This is a genomic window from Variovorax sp. LG9.2, from assembly GCF_035018885.1.
In the GTDB taxonomy this organism is placed as follows: Bacteria; Pseudomonadota; Gammaproteobacteria; order Burkholderiales; family Burkholderiaceae_C; genus Variovorax.
Map to the genome: position 1 here is coordinate 31230 of NZ_JASJXB010000017.1, position 16372 is coordinate 47601.

Sequence of the window (16372 nt, forward strand, 5' to 3'; positions counted from 1 at the left end):
ACACGCCTTCAAATCTCGATCTTCGACCCGAGCTCCACCACCGCATTGTTCGGCAGACCCAGAAAATCGGCTGCCCCACTCGCGTTGTGGTGCATCTGCGCAAACAGCTTTTCGCGCCACGGCGACATGCCGCCGCCGAGGGTGGGAATGACCACGTCGCGCGACAGAAAGTAACTCGTCGCCATCGGCTCCAGCTGGCAACCGCGCATGCGCGCCTGCTGGAGCGCACGCGGCAGGTCGACGTCGTTCTTGAAGCCGTAGTGCACGATGACTTGCCAGCAGTGATGCCCTAGTGCCTCCATCTCGATGCGCTTGTCCATCGGTATCCACGGCACCTCGTGGTTGCGAACCGTGACGAACAGGTTCTGCTCGTGCAACACCTTGTTGTGCTTCAGGTTGTGCAGGAGCGCGTTGGGTACGACTCCCGGGTCTGCTGTGAGAAACACCGCGGTCCCCTCGACCCGCGTCGGCCGGTTCAAAAACACCGAAGCCAGAAAGGATTTGAGCTCGAGGGCATCTTTGCGCTGTGCTACGCCCATGAGGCGCCGGCCTTCTTTCCACGTGGTCAGTACGACGCACAGGACGGCCGCCATCACCAGTGGAAACCAGCCGCCTTGCATGATCTTGAGCGAATTCGAGGCAACGAAGACGAGGTCGACCGCGAAGAAGAAGCCTGTGGTCAGGACGCACAACCACAGTGGGTAGCCCCAGCCGTATCGGATCACGAAGAAGGTCAGTGCAGTCGTGATCACCATCACGAGGCTGACTGAAATACCGTAAGCCGCAGCGAGCGCAGACGACGAGCCGAACAGGCTCACAGCCAGCACCACGCCGGCATACAGCGCCCAGTTGACGGCCGGGATATAAATCTGGCCGGTTTCTCGCACCGACGTGTGCAGGATGGTGAGTCGGGGCAGGAAGCCGAGCTGGATCGTCTGCTTGGTGGCGGAAAAAGCGCCCGATATCAGTGCCTGCGAAGCGATGACCGTGGCCGCAGTCGCCAAGACGACCATGGGAACCAGCGCCCACTCAGGCGTCATCAGGAAAAACGGATTCTCGGCCGCCTTGGGGTCCAGCATCACGAGCGCGCCTTGCCCGAAATAGTTGATCACCAATGCCGGCATCACGAGCGCGAACCACGCCAGCCGGATCGGGAATTTTCCGAAGTGACCCATGTCGGCATAGAGCGCCTCGGCCCCGGTGACGCACAAAAATACTGCGCCGAGCGTGATGAACGCCATAGAGTGATTTGCCAAGGCGAAGCGGACACCATGACCGGGCCAGATCGCTGCGAGCACCGCCGGCTCACGAATGATTTGCGCTGCGCCGGTGGCCGCAATAGCGAGAAACCACAAGATCGTAATGGGTCCGAAAAAGCGCCCGAGGTCGCTGGTTCCATGTCTCTGTGCCATGAACAGCACCGTGAGCACCACGAGAGAGATGGGGACGACGTACGGTTTAGCTGCGGGTGTGATGATCTCCAGCCCTTCGACCGCCGACAGCACCGAGATCGCCGGAGTGATCACGCCATCGCCGAAAAAAAGCGCGACACCGAACACCCCGATCAAGAGCAACGCCCCACGCAGCCGTTCCCTGTCTTTCACCGATTGCGAAGCCAGCGCGAGCAACGCCATCAGCCCGCCCTCGCCGTGGTTGTCGGCACGCATGATGAGCGCGACGTACTTGATGGACACCACCACCATCAATGTCCAGAAAAACATCGACAGCACGCCCAGAACGTTGTCACGCGTCAGCGGAACATGGCCGTGCGCAAAAACCTCCTTGAATGCATACAGGACAGAGGTGCCGATGTCGCCGTAGACGACACCGATGGCGCCGAGCGTGAGCGCGGCAACCGAAGACTTGACATTGCTGCGCATGCGTCACTGCAACGTGGCCGCCCTCCCGGACGGTCGTCGCTCAATTGGTAGGAGACGGATTGTGCTCCCCCGCCCGCCCTTATTCGTAGACTTCGGCGTCAGGGTTGGTTGCTTCCAGTTCGTAGCTGGCCGCCACCATCGCCAATCGACCGATCACGCCGTACATGTAGAAGCGGTTGGGCGCGCTGGCACCCGGCTTGGCGCCCGGCTGGGGCATGTGGGCGCTCTCCGAGAACGCCAGTGGCACAAAGCTCGAACCCGGCGAGTTGAGGCTTTCGTCGGAACTGCGTTCGGCGTGCACCCGATAGAAGCCGCCGACCACGTAGCGGTCCATCATGTAGACGACCGGCTCGGCCACGCCGTTGTGTACCCGCTCGTTGGTCAGCACGCCCTCCTGCACGATCACTTCGTTGACCTCCAGCCCGCTGCGGGTGCTGCTCATCTTGCCTCGAGTCTTCTTGTCGAGGGCTTCGAGCTCCTTCACATCGCGCACCGTCATCACGCCCATGCCGTGGTTGCCGTTGTCGGCCTTGACGATGACGAACGGCTTCTCGTTAATGCCGTATTCCTTGTACTTGCGGCGCACCTTGGTGAGCATGGCGTCGACGTGGCTCGTGAGCACATCGGTCCCCATACCCTCCGCGAAATTGACGCCATCGGCCTTGGAGGTCATCGGATTGATCAGCCAGGGGTCGATGCCGAGCAGTTTGCCGAAGCGCTTGGTGAGCTCTTCGTAGCTGTGCGCATGGTTGCTCTTGCGGCGCACCGACCAACCGGCATGCAATGGCGGCAACAGGTATTGCTCATGCAGGTCTTCCAGGATGCCAGGCGTTCCTGCAGCAAGGTCGTTGTTCAGCAGGATGGTGCAGGGATCGAAGTTTTTGAGACCCAGCCGGCGCTTGGTGCGCACCACCGGCTCCAGGCAAATGCTCTCGCCATTGGGCAGTTCGATCTTCTTGGGCGACTTGATCGCCGGATCGATCGAGCCGACCCGCACATTAAGCCCGGCCATCTTGAAGATGTGCACAAGCTGGAGCACGTTGGCCAGGTAGAACGTGTTGCGCGAATGATTTTCCGGAATGACCAGCAGGTTGCGTGCTTCGGGACAGATCTTTTCGATGGCTGCCTGTGCGGCCTGCACTGCCAGCGGCAGCATCTCTTTGGTGAGGTTGTTCCAGCCCCCCGGAAACAGGTTGGTGTCGACCGGCGCCAGCTTGAAGCCGGCGTTGCGAACATCGACCGAGGTATAGAACGGCGGCGTGTGCTCCATCCATTCGAGCCGGAACCAGCGCTCGATGGCAGACATCGAGTCGAGCACGCGTTGCTCAAGTTCGTTGATCGGGCCGTTCAGGGCGGTGACGAGATGCGGGACCATGCGGCGGCCTTGTTGTTGTTGGCGCTTTGTGCAAGAAAGCAGGATCGGGATTGTAGGATTTGGGGCCTGACCGCTGGATGACAACCCGCAGTGCGCAAATCGGCACGCCCGAAGTTGCCGTCGACCGCCCTCGCTCGCATGCCGATCAGCTTCTGGTCTCGCCCTGGCCCAGCACAACGTATTTCAACGAAGTCAGACCCTCGATCCCCACCGGGCCGCGTGCGTGAAACTTGTCGGTGCTGATGCCGATTTCGGCACCGAGGCCGAACTCGAAGCCATCTGCAAAGCGCGTGCTGGCATTGACGATCACGCTGGCCGAATCGACCTCGCGCAAAAATCGCTGCGCATTGACGTGGTCGCGCGTGACGATGGCATCGGTATGGTGGCTCGAATAGTGGTTGATGTGCGCGATCGCTTCGTCGACATCGCTCACCACCTTGATGCTGATGACGGCTGCCAGATATTCCTCGGACCAGTCGGACTCGACGGCATCGACCACCAGCGAACCTGCTTCGACCGCGCCCTCGCCCCGCAGGACGCGCGCAGCCTTGGGATCGCAGCGCATCTCGACACCCTTGGCCGCGAACACGGCCCCGATCATCGGCAAGAAGGTCGCTGCCACGCTCTCGGCCACCAGCAGCCCCTCCGCCGCGTTACACGGGCTGTACTTCTGCGTCTTGGCGTTGTCGACGATGGCCAGCGCCATCGTCAGTTCGGCGGTGCTGTCGATGTACACATGACAATTGCCGTCGAGGTGTTTGATGACGGGCACCTTGGCGTCGCGGCTGATGCGCTCGATCAGCCCCTTGCCGCCACGCGGAATGATCACATCGACAAACTGGGGCATCGCGATCAAATGGCCGACAGCTTCACGGTCGGTGGTTTGCACCAGCTGCACCGCTTCGCGCGGCAAGCCGGCCTCGGCCAGCGCGTCGCTCACCAGTTGTGCCAGCGCCTTGTTCGATTCGATCGCCTCGGAGCCACCACGCAGGATCGCCGCATTGCCGCTCTTGATGGCGAGGCTGGCCGCCTCGATCGTCACGTTGGGCCGACTCTCGTAGATCATGCCGAACACGCCGAGCGGCACGCGCATCTGACCAACGCGGATGCCGCTGGGTTGCTGCTTCATGCCGATGATTTCGCCGATGACATCGGGCATCGCGGCAAGTTGCTCACAGCCCTCGGCGACGGTGGCGATCACCTTGGGCGTGAGCTTGAGCCGGTCGATCATCGGTTCTGACAGACCGGCAACCGTGGCGCGCTCCAGGTCTTGCCGATTAGCGATCTCCAGCGCCGGACCGGCCTCGCGCAAGCGCCGGGCCAGCGCCTTCAACGCTTTTATCTTGGTGGCGGCATCGGCGCGAGCCATGACGGCCGACGCTGTTTTTGCCTGCAAACCGAGGGCTTGCATGTGCTCGTGGACATTGAACGCGTTCATCGCTCTATTTTGCCGCGCCTCGGAACCCAGTCGCTTGCCCACGCTGTGTGACGCCTTGCGACGCTGGACCGATCTGATTTGATCGGTCAGATCAGAAGGCCGCGACCCAGCCCGCGAATCATGCCGCGCAGCTGCGGCACAGCATGAACGCCAGCCGCTGCAAAGCCTGCCAGCCACTGGCCGGCCAATCCGGCTGCTTCAGCCCTTTGACGATACCGTCGACGATGTGCGCAGCGCGCAGCATGCGGGCCAGCGCGCGATCGTCGATGCGCGGCAGCACGCGCTCGAACGCCCGCTCGCGTGCGCCCCAGATGCGGTTTTCGCGCAGCGCCATCGGTAGCGGCCGACCCGCGGCCATCGCGTCCTTGACGCGCTTTAGCGCGCGGATGTCTTCGGCCAGCGCGTAGTGCACCAGCACCTCGGCCTCGCCTTCGGCCCTGAGGCCGTCGAGCATGCGCGCCACGCGTTGCGGATGGCCCGCCAACACCGCCTCGGACAACTTGAACACGTCGTAGCGCGCAACGTTGTTGACTGCGCCTTCGACCTGCTCCCAACTCAGCTCGCCGGCCGGGTACAGCAACGCCAATTTCTGGATTTCCTGGTGGGCGGCGAGCAGGTTGCCCTCGACCCGATCGGCAAAAAACTGCAGCGTGCGCTGGCCTTCTTCGCCTGCCTTCACGCGCTGACTCTGTGTCGCCAGACGCTGCGCGATCCACTGCGGCAGTGCCCCGCGCTCGACCGGATCGACCTGCAAACTCACGCCATGGTTTTCCAGCGCCGAGAACCAGGCACCGGTGCGCGTCGCCTTGTCGAGCTTGGGCAGCAGCACCAGCGTCAGCGTGCTGTCGTTGCCACGCGCCGCCTCGGCGATCTGCTGCAGCGCGGCGCTGCCGTCTTTGCCCGGCTTGCCCGACGGCACGCGGATTTCGACGATCTGCTTGTCGGCGAACAGGCTTAACGAACCGCCTGCCGCGAGCACGGCACTCCAGTCGAAGTGCGCGCCGGAGGCGGTGTACGAGCTACGCTCGGTGTAGCCCTGCTCACGGGCGGTGGCGCGGATGGCATCGGCGGCCTCCTGTGCGAGCAACGGCTCGTCGCCGTGCACTGTGTAAAGCGGCCGCAGCGCCTGCTTCAGGTGCCCGGCGAGTTGTGCCGCGGAGAGCTGCATGGGGACGTGACTTTCAGATCTGCTCTATCAGAGCTGCTTGACCGCGCCGAGCCGGCGCACGGTCTGCTGGGCGATGTCGTTCTGCATGTCGCGGTACAGCAAGTCGGCCTCGCTCTCCTTGGCGATGGCATTCGTCTCGTTGTAGGTCAGGTCGCGCCGTTGCTCGATAGTGGTGGTCGGCAACAGTTCCTTGCCAGCCGGCGTGGAGAGCTTGAACTTGAAGTTAAGTACCAGATCGAGTTCGCGCACTTCACCGGCGGCATTGGTCGACAGCACGACACGTGTGCGGTCTTCGCTGACCACTTCGAGGATGGCATCGGCCACCACCGGCTCACCGGCCTTGCCGATCTCGACCACAGTGAGCGTGCCGGTCGCGCGCAAGTTACGGCGCAGCAGATTCACGGTTGCGGAAGTGCCTCGCACCGCTATGGTCTTGAAAGCGAACACCGGCGGCTTGCGCAGCTCGAAGCCGCAACCGGCCAGCCCGGAGATTGCGATGGTGCCGCCGAGCGTCATCGCCGACATGGCAAGCACGCGACGGCGCGACGTTGAAAAAGAGGATTTCATGCGTTTCATTCCACCACGTCAGAGCACGACGTTGACCAGCCGACCCGGCACCACGATGACGCGCTTCGGCACCGCGCCCTGCGCGTGGGTTGCGAAGGCTTCGCTGGCCAGCACGATCTTCTCGATCTCCTGCTTCGACGCACCCGTGGGTACGCTCACCGCGCCACGCAGCTTGCCGTTGATCTGCAACATCAATTCGACCTCGTCTTGCGCCAGTGCCGCCACGTCGACGGCCGGCCAGGGCGCATCGAGCAAGTCGCCGAATTGCTGGTCGTAACCGAGCGCCAGCCAGAGCTGGTGCGTGATGTGCGGCGTTGCCGGATACAGGCAGCGCAGCAGGATGCCGAAGCCTTCGCGCACCGCCGCGGAGTCACCGGCGCTGCCGTCGGGCTTGAAGGCGTCCAGTGCGTTCAGGAGCTTCATCGCGCCCGACACCACCGTGTTGTACTGCATGCGCTGGTAGTCGTAGTCGACCTGACGCAATACGCTGTGCACCTCGCGACGCAGCAACTGCGCGCTCTTGCCGAAGGCGGGGGCAGCGCCCTTGCCTGCAGCCGATGCAGCCAGCGCGACGCCGAAATTCCACACGCGCCGCAAGAAGCGCGAACTGCCTTCGACCGCCGCGTCGTTCCACTCCAGCGTCGCCTCGGGCGGCGCGGTGAACATCGTGTACAGGCGAGCCGTGTCGGCGCCGTACTTCTCGATCAGGTCTTGCGGGTCGACGCCGTTGCGCTCGCTTTTGCCCATCTTGCCGACACCGCCGTATTCGACCTTGCGACCACCGGCCACCGTGCCGCCGACGATGCGGCCCGCGGCATCGAGCGTCGGCGTCACCTCGAGCGGCGGGTGGTAGTGCTTGCCGCCCTTGTCGTCGCGGTGGTAGTAGATGTGGTTGAGCACCATGCCCTGCGTCAGCAGCTTGGCGAAGGGCTCGTCGATGGTCACCAGGCCAAGGTCGCGCATGACCTTGGTCCAGAAGCGGGCGTAGAGCAAATGCAGGATGGCGTGTTCGATGCCGCCGATGTACTGGTCCATCGGCATCCAGTACGCCGCGCCTTCGCCGACCATAGCCTGGTCGTTCTTGGGGTCGCAGTAGCGCATGAAGTACCAGGATGAATCCACGAAGGTGTCCATCGTGTCGGTCTCGCGCCGAGCAGGCTTGCCGCACACGGGGCAGACGACGCCGGCGTGGAAACCTTCGTGCTTGATCAGAGGGTTGCCGGAGCCGTCGGGCACGCAGTCGGTCGGCAAGATGACGGGCAGATCCTTCTCGGGCACCGGCACCGCGCCGTGCTCGTCGCAGTGGATGATGGGGATCGGCGTGCCCCAATAGCGCTGGCGGCTCACGCCCCAGTCACGCAGCCGCCATGTCGTCTGCAGTTCACCCAGGCCTTTGTGCTGCAGCGCATGAGCCACCGCAGCCACCGCCTCCTTGAACGGCATGCCGCTGAAGTTGTCGGAATTGATGGTCACGCCGCGCTGCTTGTCGGCGTACCAATCCTGCCACTTGTGATAGTCGAAGTGCGGCTCGTCGTCGACCAGCACCACCTGGATGATCTCGATGCCGTATTTGTTGGCAAAGGCGAAATCGCGCTCGTCATGTGCCGGCACGCCCATCACCGCGCCATCGCCGTAACCGATCAGCACGTAGTTGCCGACCCACACCGGGATCGGCTCGTCGGTGATCGGGTGCATCACGACCATGCCGGTGTCGACGCCCTTCTTCTCCTGCGTCGCGAGTTCGGCCTCGGTGGTGCCACCGCCCTTGACTTCCTCGATGAAGGCCGCGACTTTCGGATTCGTCTTCGCGGCGTGCAGCGCCAGCGGATGCTCCGGCGCGACGGCGCAGAAGGTCACGCCCATGATGGTGTCGGCGCGCGTCGTGAAGACGTACATGCGGCCGTCCTGGATCAATTGGCCGCTGCCATCCTCGATACCGTGAGGGAAGGCGAAGCGCACGCCTTCGCTCTTGCCGATCCAGTTCTCCTGCATCGTCTTCACGCGCTCGGGCCAGCCCGGCAGCTTGTGTTGGGTGTGCTCGAGCAGCTCAGGCGCGTAAGCGCTGATCTTCAGGTAGTAGCCGGGGATTTCACGCTTTTCGACGGTTGCACCAGTGCGCCAGCCCTTGCCGTCGATCACCTGTTCATTGGCCAGCACGGTCTGGTCGACCGGGTCCCAGTTGACGACCTGGGTCTTGCGATAAGCGATGCCTTTTTCGAGCATCTTCAGGAAGAGCCACTGGTTCCACTTGTAATAGCTCGGGTCGCAGGTGGCGATCTCGCGGCTCCAGTCGATCGCCAGTCCCATCGCCTGCAGCTGGCTGCGCATGTAGTCGATGTTTTCGTGGGTCCACCTAGCTGGCGGCACACCGTTCTTGATGGCGGCGTTTTCCGCGGGCAGGCCGAAAGCGTCCCAGCCCATCGGCATCAACACGTTGTAGCCGCACATGCGCAGGTAGCGCACCAGCATGTCGTTGATCGTGTAGTTGCGCACATGGCCCATGTGCAGCTTGCCGCTCGGGTAGGGCAGCATCGAGCAGGCGTAATATTTCTTACGCTTCGCGTCTTCGATGACGCGGTAGGCGTCGACAGCGGTCCACTGGGCCTGGGCGGCCGACTCGACGTCGCTGGGTTTGTAGCTGGGGTTCATGGCAATTCGGCAGGAGCCCGGCACCGGGCGGCCGGGGGAAGGCGGATTATCGCGGGTGGCAGCACGTTGGCGCCTCCGCCATGCGGCCAGCCCCGTTTTCGCGTGCCACAATGATTTCGACCCCGCGCAAAACGCGACCCGCGCGTTGTCCGGTGTCTTTTGGGAAGCCCGCTGACCGATGGCCCTGCTGCCCGATTCAGAAATCAACGCGCTGATGCGCGCCGAACACGGCGACCCGTTCGCGGTGCTCGGCCCGCACGAAACCAGCGCCGGCCTCACGATCCGGGCACTGCTGCCCGGCGCCCGCTCGGTGACGGCCGTGCACGCGCGCTCGGGCGACCCGCTCGCGGTGCTGGCCCGGCATGGCGATACCGATCTTTTTTCGGCGCTGGTGCCCGCTGCGCCGGCCCGACTCGGCTACCTCTTTCAGGTCGACTGGGGTGGTCACACATCGGAGCTCGACGACCCCTACCGTTTTGGCCCCGTGCTGGGCGAGACCGATGTCTGGCTGCTGGCCGAAGGCACGCATCTGCGGCCTTACGAGCAGCTCGGTGCGCACTTGCGGGAGGTCGACGGCGTGCGCGGCGTCGCCTTTGCGGTGTGGGCGCCGCACGCGCGCCGCGTATCGGTGGTGGGCGACTTTAACCAGTGGGATGCACGCCGTCACATGATGCGGCTCAGACGCGAGTGCGGTGTCTGGGAAATGTTCGCGCCGCACCTGATGGCGGGCGACAGCTACCAGTTCGAGCTGCTCTTCGCCGATGGCACGGTGCAGCGCAAGGCCGATCCGTTTGCGTTCTCTGCGCAGTTGCGCCCGCATACGGCCTGCGTGGTGCGGCCGCTGCCTGCTGCTGTGTCGATGCCCAAAGGCCGCGCCGAAGCCAACCAGCGCGATGCGCCCATCAGCATTTATGAAGTGCACCTGGGCTCATGGCGTCGCAACCACGGTGAGTGGCTCAACTACCGCGAACTGGCCGAAACGCTGGTGCCGTATACACGCGACCTGGGTTTCACGCACCTCGAATTGCTGCCCGTCAGCGAGCATCCGTTCGATGGCTCGTGGGGCTATCAGCCGGTCGGCCTGTATGCGCCGACGTCGCGCTTCGGCACGCCGGAGGACTTTCGCTTTCTGGTGGCAGCCGCGCACGAAGCGGGGCTCGGCGTCATCCTCGACTGGGTGCCAGCGCACTTTCCGACGGACGCGCACGGCCTTGGCAATTTCGACGGCACGCCCCTGTACGAGTACGCCGACCCGCGAGAGGGCTTCCACAACGACTGGAAGACGCTGATCTTCAATTACGCGCGCCCCGAGGTTCGCAACTACCTGGTCGGCAACGCGTTGTATTGGCTGGAACGCTACGGTGTCGATGGTCTGCGCGTCGATGCGGTGGCGTCGATGCTGTATCGCGACTACAGCCGCGAGCCGGGTCAGTGGGTGCCGAATGCTCACGGCGGTCGCGAGAACCTCGAAGCCATCGAGTTCCTGCGCCGCATGAACCGCGTACTCGGTGTCGAGCGGCCGGGCGCAGTGACGATCGCCGAAGAGTCGACGAGCTTCCCCGGTGTGACACGTCCGCCCTCCGAAGACGGCCACAGCGGCGGGCTCGGCTTCCACTACAAATGGAACATGGGCTGGATGAACGACACGCTGGCCTATGCCGGCACCGACTCGCTGCACCGAAAGCACCACCATCAGAAGATCACGTTCGGCCTGATGTACGCGCACTCCGAGAATTTCGTGCTGCCGCTGTCGCACGACGAAGTGGTGCACGGCAAGGGCTCGATGATCGGCCGCATGCCGGGCGACGAATGGCAGAAGTTCGCTGGCCTGCGCAACCTCTACGGCTACCTCTGGGCGTACCCCGGCAAGAAGCTGCTCTTCATGGGCGGCGAATTTGCACAGATCGCCGAGTGGAACGCCGACCAGAGCCTCGACTGGCACCTGCTCGACCGCGCGCCGCATCAAGGGGTGCAGCGCCTGGTGCGCGATCTCAACAACGTGTACCGGCACTTTCCCGCACTGCACGAACTCGACAACGAAGGGCCGGGCTTCGAATGGATCGTGCACGACGACGCCGACCAGTCGGTCTTCGCCTTCATCCGCCGCGCCCGCGATGGCACCTTCGTCATCGTGGTGTGCAACTTCACGCCGGTGGTGCGACGTGGCTATCGCCTCGGCGTGCCCGTCGCCGGCGCCTATCGCGAGATCCTGAACACCGACAGCACGGCGTACGGCGGCAGCGGTGTCGGCAACGGCACGGTCTGGAGCGAGCTGGTGCGGTGGCATGGCAAGGAGCATTCGGTCGCCGTGGATGTGCCGCCGCTGGGGACGTTGATGTGGGTGCTGGTTTGAATCGACACGACAAGATGAAGACAGCACGATGAACACAGGCCACCCCTACCCCCTGGGCGCCACGCCAACCCCGCAAGGCGTCAACTTCGCCCTCGTCGCGCCTAACGCGACCAAGGTCGAGTTGTGCCTGTTCGACAGCTCCGGCAAGCACGAGCAACAGCGTCTCGCGCTGCCCGCCTGCACCGATGGCGTATGGCACGGGCAGCTCCCGAGCGGCCGGGCGGGCTTGATCTACGGCTACCGGGTGCACGGTCCGTGGTCGCCCAGAGACGGGCACCGCTTCAATCCGGCCAAGGTGTTGCTCGACCCCTACGCGCGCGCCATCAACGGTCGCTACGGTGGTAAAGAAATCTTCGCTGGCCACGATGCCAGAGACGCGACGCAGCCTGATCGCCGCGACAACGCATCGGTGGCACTCAAAGCGTGCGTGGCAGCGCCGCTGCCTACCGCGCCAGCCGGTCGCGCCCGCATCGCGGCCAGCGAACGCGTGCTTTACGAAGCGCACGTGCGCGGCCATACGCGTCTGCACCCCTCTGTGCCCGAAGCACTGCGCGGCAGCTACGCGGGACTGGCGCAGCCGGCGGTGCTCGATCACCTGCAGCGACTCGGCGTCACCACGCTGAGCCTGATGCCGGTGCAGCACCGTGCCGACGAGCAGCGGCTGCTCGGCATGGGGCTCAGCAACTACTGGGGCTACAACACCATCGGCTGGTTCGCCCCGGAGCTGCGCTACTGGAGCGGCCAGGTCGGCACCACGCCGGCGAGCGAGTTCCGCGCGATGGCCGACGCGGTGCATGCGCGCGGCATGGAACTGGTGATCGACGTGGTCTACAACCACAGCGCCGAAACCGATGAACTCGGCCCGACACTGTCGATGCGCGGCATCGACAACGCGCTGTACTACCACCTGCGCCCGGACGATCGCGCGCTATACGAGAACTGGACCGGCTGCGGCAACTGCCTGAAGCTCGACGAACCCCGCGTCGTGCAGCTCGTGATGGACAGCCTGCGCTACTGGGTCACCGAGTTCGGCGTCGATGGCTTTCGGTTCGATCTGGCGCCGGTGCTCGGCCGCGATGCGGTGACCGGTTTCGACCGGCGCGCGCCCTTTTTCGCCGCGGTAGCGCAAGACCCTGTCTTGTCGCGTGTGCTGCTGATCGCCGAGCCCTGGGACATCGGACCCGGTGGCTACCAGCTCGGCGCCTTTCCTTCCGGCTGGCTCGAATGGAACGACCGTTACCGCGACACCCAGCGCGGCTTTTGGGTACGACAGGGTCGCGACGGCAGCGCGGGCCTCGGTGACTTCGCGCACCGTTTCACCGCATCGAGCGAGCAGTTTCGCCATGACGCGCGGGCACCGACCGCGAGCGTGAACTTCGTGACGGCGCACGACGGCTTCACGCTGCGCGACGTGGTCAGCTACGACGAGCGCCACAACCTCGCCAATGGCGAGAGCAACCGCGACGGCACGAGCCACAACATGAGCCGCAACTGCGGTGTCGAAGGGCCGAGCGACGACCCGGCAGTGCAGGCCGAACGCACGCGCCTGCAGCGGGTATTGCTGGCAACACTGCTGCTCTCGCAAGGCACGCCCATGCTGCTGGCTGGCGACGACCTCGGCCACACGCAACAAGGCAACAACAACGCCTACTGCCAGGACAGCGAGCTGACCTGGCTCGACTGGGCCGCAGCCGATGCGTCGCTTGCGCCCTTCATCGCGCGGCTCACGGCATTGCGCCGCGAGTCGCCGGCGCTGCGCAACGCGCATTGGTGGCTTGCCGGCGATGCCGCTTCTGCGGGTGTCCATTGGTTGCGCCCGGATGCCCAACCAATGACAGCTGCAGACTGGCAAGGCACGGCCCTTGCAATCCGGTTCGATCCACTCCCGGGTGCCGCCGCCGGCGAAGGGATGCGGCTCGTGCTGGTGAATTCAGGCGCCGCGCCCGTCGACTTCCGGTTGCCCGAGGGCACCTGGCGTGGCTGCCTCGCTACCGACCCGGCGCAAGACGAATCCGTCGCATCGCAGCCGTTGCCGGCAAGCGTCCGTGTGGCACCTGCGAGTCTGTGGATTGCAAGAACGTAGGAGCCATGCGCGCGTGCCGGTGCTAGGCTGGAATCGAGGCAAGGATCTGGACAAGAACTGCAGACGAACGAACCAACAAAGACAGACGGAGACACACCATGGACCAACCCACGCCAGTCACTCTCGAGGCGCACCAGCTCGTGCGCCGCACCATCGCCCTCGTGCTTGCCGGCGGCCGCGGCTCGCGGCTGAAGCAGCTCACCGACCGGCGCGCCAAGCCGGCCGTGTACTTCGGCGGCAAGTTCCGAATCATCGATTTCGCGCTGTCGAATTGCCTTAACTCCGGTATCCGGCGCATGGCGGTGGTCACGCAATACAAGTCGCATTCACTGATGCGTCACTTGCAACGCGGCTGGAGCTTCTTGCGGGCCGAACTCAACGAGATGGTCGATGTGCTGCCTGCGCAGCAGCGCGTGGGTGACGAGCACTGGTATCGCGGCACGGCCGACGCGGTGTTCCAGAACCTCGACATCCTCCAGACCCGGTCGACGAAGCACGACTACGTGGTGGTCCTGGCCGGTGATCACATCTACAAGATGGATTATTCGATCATGGTCAAGGACCATGCCGAGCGCGGCCTGGGCTGCACCGTCGGCTGCATCGAAGTGCCGCGGATGGAGGCCACGGCTTTCGGCGTGATGGCGATCAACGAAGACCGCACCATCACCGCATTCCTCGAAAAGCCTGCGGACCCGCCCGCGATGCCCGGCAACCCGGATGTCGCGCTGGCCAGCATGGGCATCTACGTGTTCGACTCGCAGTACCTCTACCAACTGCTCGAAGAAGACAACCTCGATCCGGATTCGGATCACGACTTCGGCAAGGACATCATTCCCCGGGCGGTGGCCGAAGGGCGCGCACTCGCGCATCCGTTCGGCATGTCGTGCGTAACGCGCGGGCCACGCGGACCCGGCGCCAAGGCTTACTGGCGTGACGTGGGCACGATTGATGCATTTTGGGCGGCCAACCTCGATCTGGCTTCCATCACTCCCGAGCTCGACATCTATGACACCGACTGGCCCATCTGGACCTACCAGAGGCAACTGCCGCCGGCCAAGTTCGTTCTTGACCGCGACGGCAAGAACGGCATGACCTTCAACACCATCGTGTCGGGCGGTTGCATCGTTTCGGGCTCCTCCGTCAGCAATTCGGTGCTGTTCTCGGGCGTACGTATTCATTCGTTCTGCGACATCACCGAGGCCGTGCTGCTGCCCGACGTAGAGATCGGACGCGGGGCGCGCCTTAAAAAAGTGGTGATCGACCGCGGCTGCACGATCCCCGACGACATGGTCATCGGCGAAGACCCGGCCGCCGACGCAGCACGCTTCGAGCGCACCGAGGCCGGCGTGACACTGGTCACCCGCGAGATGCTCAAGCGTCTCGAAATCTGAGCGCCGATGCGAATTCTCCAGGTCAGCGCCGAACTTTTTCCCCTCCTCAAGACCGGTGGCCTGGCCGACGTGGCCGGCGCGTTGCCGATCGCGCTCGCAGCTGCCGGGCAGGAGGTGCGCGTGTTGCTGCCTGGCTTTCCAGCCATCCTTGCAGGCGTTGTCGACCTGGCGCCCGTAGCCGAATTGCGGGCGCCGCGGGGCGACACCAGCCGCTTGCTGTTCGGCCGCGTTCAAACAACTGGCGCACCCGATGTTCCTGCCTACGTCATCGATGCGCCTGCGTTGTACGACCGGCCGGGCAACCCTTACGAAAACGCCGATCGCCAGCCCTACGACGACAACCACCGCCGTTTCGCGTTGCTCGGCTGGGCCGGCGCGCAATTGGCCCAAGGGCTCGATACGGCCTGGCAGCCGCAGGTGGTGCACGCCCATGACTGGCACGCCGGCCTCGTACCCGCGTACCTGGCCTTTGCCCAGCGGCCAGCCGGACCGCGCGTCGGCAGTGTCTTCACCGTGCACAACCTGGCCTACCAGGGCGTTTTCGCGCCGTGGCATTTCGCCGACCTCGGCCTGCCAGGTCCGGCATTCCAGGTGAACGGGCTCGAGTATCACGGCCAGTTGTCTTTCATGAAAAGCGGGCTGTACTACGCCGACCGCCTCACCACCGTCAGCCCGACCTACGCCCGCGAGATCCAGACGTCCGAGCAGGGCTTCGGCCTCGATGGCTTGCTGCGCGCGCGCAACGGCGTGCTCACCGGCATCCTCAACGCGGTCGACGACCAGGTCTGGAACCCGGCCAACGACACACTGCTGGCCGACCGCTTTGAAGCTCGGCGCATGGCCGGAAAGGCGCTCAGCAAAGCAGCACTGCAGCGACAGCTCGGCCTTTCCGAATTGCCCGATGCCCCGCTCTTCATCGTGGTCAGCCGACTGACAGAACAGAAAGGACTGCACCTCGTGCTGAGCGGTCTCGATGCGCTGCTCGAACAGGGCGGCCAGCTGGCGCTCCTCGGTGGCGGTGACGCCTGGCTCGAAGATGCGTTTCGCCATCGCGCTGTCGCCATGCCGCAGTCGGTGAGCGTGACCATCGGGTACAACGAGTCGCTGGCACACCAGCTCTTCGGCGCCGGCGACGTGACGCTGGTGCCCTCGCTTTTCGAACCCTGCGGCCTCACGCAGATGTACGGACTCAAGTATGGTTGCCTGCCGCTGGTGCGCCGCGTTGGCGGATTGGCCGATACAGTGGTCGACACCACACTCGAGGACATGGCGGACGGCGAGGCCACCGGCTTTGTCTTCGACCGCTTCGAGCCCGGCGACTACGCGCGCGCCATGCGTCGTGCCTTCGCCCTGTACCGGCGTCCGACGGATTGGAAACGCGTTCGCGCCACCGCCATGCGCCGCCCTGTCGACTGGGCAACCGCCGCCGCGCAATACATCGCGGTCTATCAACAGGCCATCGCCTGAC

General features: G+C 64.5%; 10 protein-coding genes. 4 read left to right on the forward strand and 6 right to left on the reverse strand.

Going from position 1 to position 16372, the window contains the following annotated elements; all coding sequences use genetic code 11:
- Nucleotides 1–8: 8 nt before the first annotated feature.
- The 6 genes from QN413_RS17365 to leuS all read right to left on the reverse strand — a co-directional run bounded on the left by QN413_RS17365 (nucleotide 9) and on the right by leuS (nucleotide 9077).
- On the reverse strand, nucleotides 9–1880 hold the full coding sequence (locus tag QN413_RS17365) for a potassium transporter Kup (RefSeq protein WP_323497821.1): 1872 nt from the start codon (nucleotides 1878–1880) through the stop codon (nucleotides 9–11).
- 79 nt (nucleotides 1881–1959) lie between these two features.
- The gene (gene gshA, locus QN413_RS17370; RefSeq protein WP_323497822.1) at nucleotides 1960–3255 is read right to left on the reverse strand and encodes a glutamate--cysteine ligase; all 1296 of its coding nucleotides are present in this window, start codon (nucleotides 3253–3255) and stop codon (nucleotides 1960–1962) included.
- Nucleotides 3256–3400: 145 nt separating this feature from the next.
- Nucleotides 3401–4693 carry a glutamate-5-semialdehyde dehydrogenase gene (locus QN413_RS17375; protein ID WP_323497823.1) on the reverse strand — a complete coding sequence of 431 codons (1293 nt, stop codon included), beginning with the start codon at nucleotides 4691–4693 and terminating at the stop codon, nucleotides 3401–3403.
- A 118-nt stretch (nucleotides 4694–4811) separates the two neighbouring features.
- On the reverse strand, nucleotides 4812–5861 hold the full coding sequence (holA, locus tag QN413_RS17380) for a DNA polymerase III subunit delta (RefSeq protein WP_323497824.1): 1050 nt from the start codon (nucleotides 5859–5861) through the stop codon (nucleotides 4812–4814).
- A 27-nt stretch (nucleotides 5862–5888) separates the two neighbouring features.
- Nucleotides 5889–6428 (reverse strand): LPS assembly lipoprotein LptE, encoded by a 540-nt coding sequence (lptE, locus tag QN413_RS17385; RefSeq protein WP_323497825.1) that lies wholly within the window; start codon nucleotides 6426–6428, stop codon nucleotides 5889–5891.
- Between the two features lie 18 nt (nucleotides 6429–6446).
- Entirely contained in the window at nucleotides 6447–9077 is a 2631-nt protein-coding gene (gene leuS, locus QN413_RS17390) for a leucine--tRNA ligase (protein ID WP_323497826.1), read from the reverse strand.
- A 178-nt stretch (nucleotides 9078–9255) separates the two neighbouring features.
- Here leuS and glgB point away from each other — a divergent pair, with 178 nt between their 5' ends.
- The 4 genes from glgB to glgA all read left to right on the forward strand — a co-directional run bounded on the left by glgB (nucleotide 9256) and on the right by glgA (nucleotide 16371).
- Nucleotides 9256–11430: a 1,4-alpha-glucan branching protein GlgB gene (gene glgB / locus QN413_RS17395; RefSeq protein WP_323497827.1), complete on the forward strand. Its 2175-nt coding sequence runs from the start codon at nucleotides 9256–9258 to the stop codon at nucleotides 11428–11430.
- 28 nt (nucleotides 11431–11458) lie between these two features.
- A complete protein-coding gene (gene glgX / locus QN413_RS17400; RefSeq protein WP_323497828.1) occupies nucleotides 11459–13513 on the forward strand; it encodes a glycogen debranching protein GlgX in 2055 nt (684 codons plus the stop codon).
- A gap of 98 nt (nucleotides 13514–13611) precedes the next feature.
- Entirely contained in the window at nucleotides 13612–14904 is a 1293-nt protein-coding gene (gene glgC / locus QN413_RS17405) for a glucose-1-phosphate adenylyltransferase (protein WP_323497829.1), read from the forward strand.
- A gap of 6 nt (nucleotides 14905–14910) precedes the next feature.
- Nucleotides 14911–16371, forward strand: coding sequence for a glycogen synthase GlgA (gene glgA, locus QN413_RS17410; RefSeq protein WP_323497830.1), 1461 nt, complete (start codon nucleotides 14911–14913; stop codon nucleotides 16369–16371).
- The last annotated feature ends 1 nt before the right edge of the window (nucleotide 16372 follow it).

Bases quoted from the DNA above. Each gene is read 5' to 3' on its own strand.
- gshA (WP_323497822.1), bottom strand. From the start codon at position 3,255: ATGGTCCCGCATCTCGTCACCGCCCTGAACGGCCCGATCAACGAACTT.
- lptE (WP_323497825.1), bottom strand. From the start codon at position 6,428: ATGAAATCCTCTTTTTCAACGTCGCGCCGTCGCGTGCTTGCCATGTCG.
- leuS (WP_323497826.1), bottom strand. From the start codon at position 9,077: ATGAACCCCAGCTACAAACCCAGCGACGTCGAGTCGGCCGCCCAGGCC.
- holA (WP_323497824.1), bottom strand. From the start codon at position 5,861: ATGCAGCTCTCCGCGGCACAACTCGCCGGGCACCTGAAGCAGGCGCTG.
- glgC (WP_323497829.1), top strand. From the start codon at position 13,612: ATGGACCAACCCACGCCAGTCACTCTCGAGGCGCACCAGCTCGTGCGC.
- QN413_RS17375 (WP_323497823.1), bottom strand. From the start codon at position 4,693: ATGAACGCGTTCAATGTCCACGAGCACATGCAAGCCCTCGGTTTGCAG.
- QN413_RS17365 (WP_323497821.1), bottom strand. From the start codon at position 1,880: ATGCGCAGCAATGTCAAGTCTTCGGTTGCCGCGCTCACGCTCGGCGCC.
- glgA (WP_323497830.1), top strand. From the start codon at position 14,911: ATGCGAATTCTCCAGGTCAGCGCCGAACTTTTTCCCCTCCTCAAGACC.
- glgX (WP_323497828.1), top strand. From the start codon at position 11,459: ATGAACACAGGCCACCCCTACCCCCTGGGCGCCACGCCAACCCCGCAA.
- glgB (WP_323497827.1), top strand. From the start codon at position 9,256: ATGGCCCTGCTGCCCGATTCAGAAATCAACGCGCTGATGCGCGCCGAA.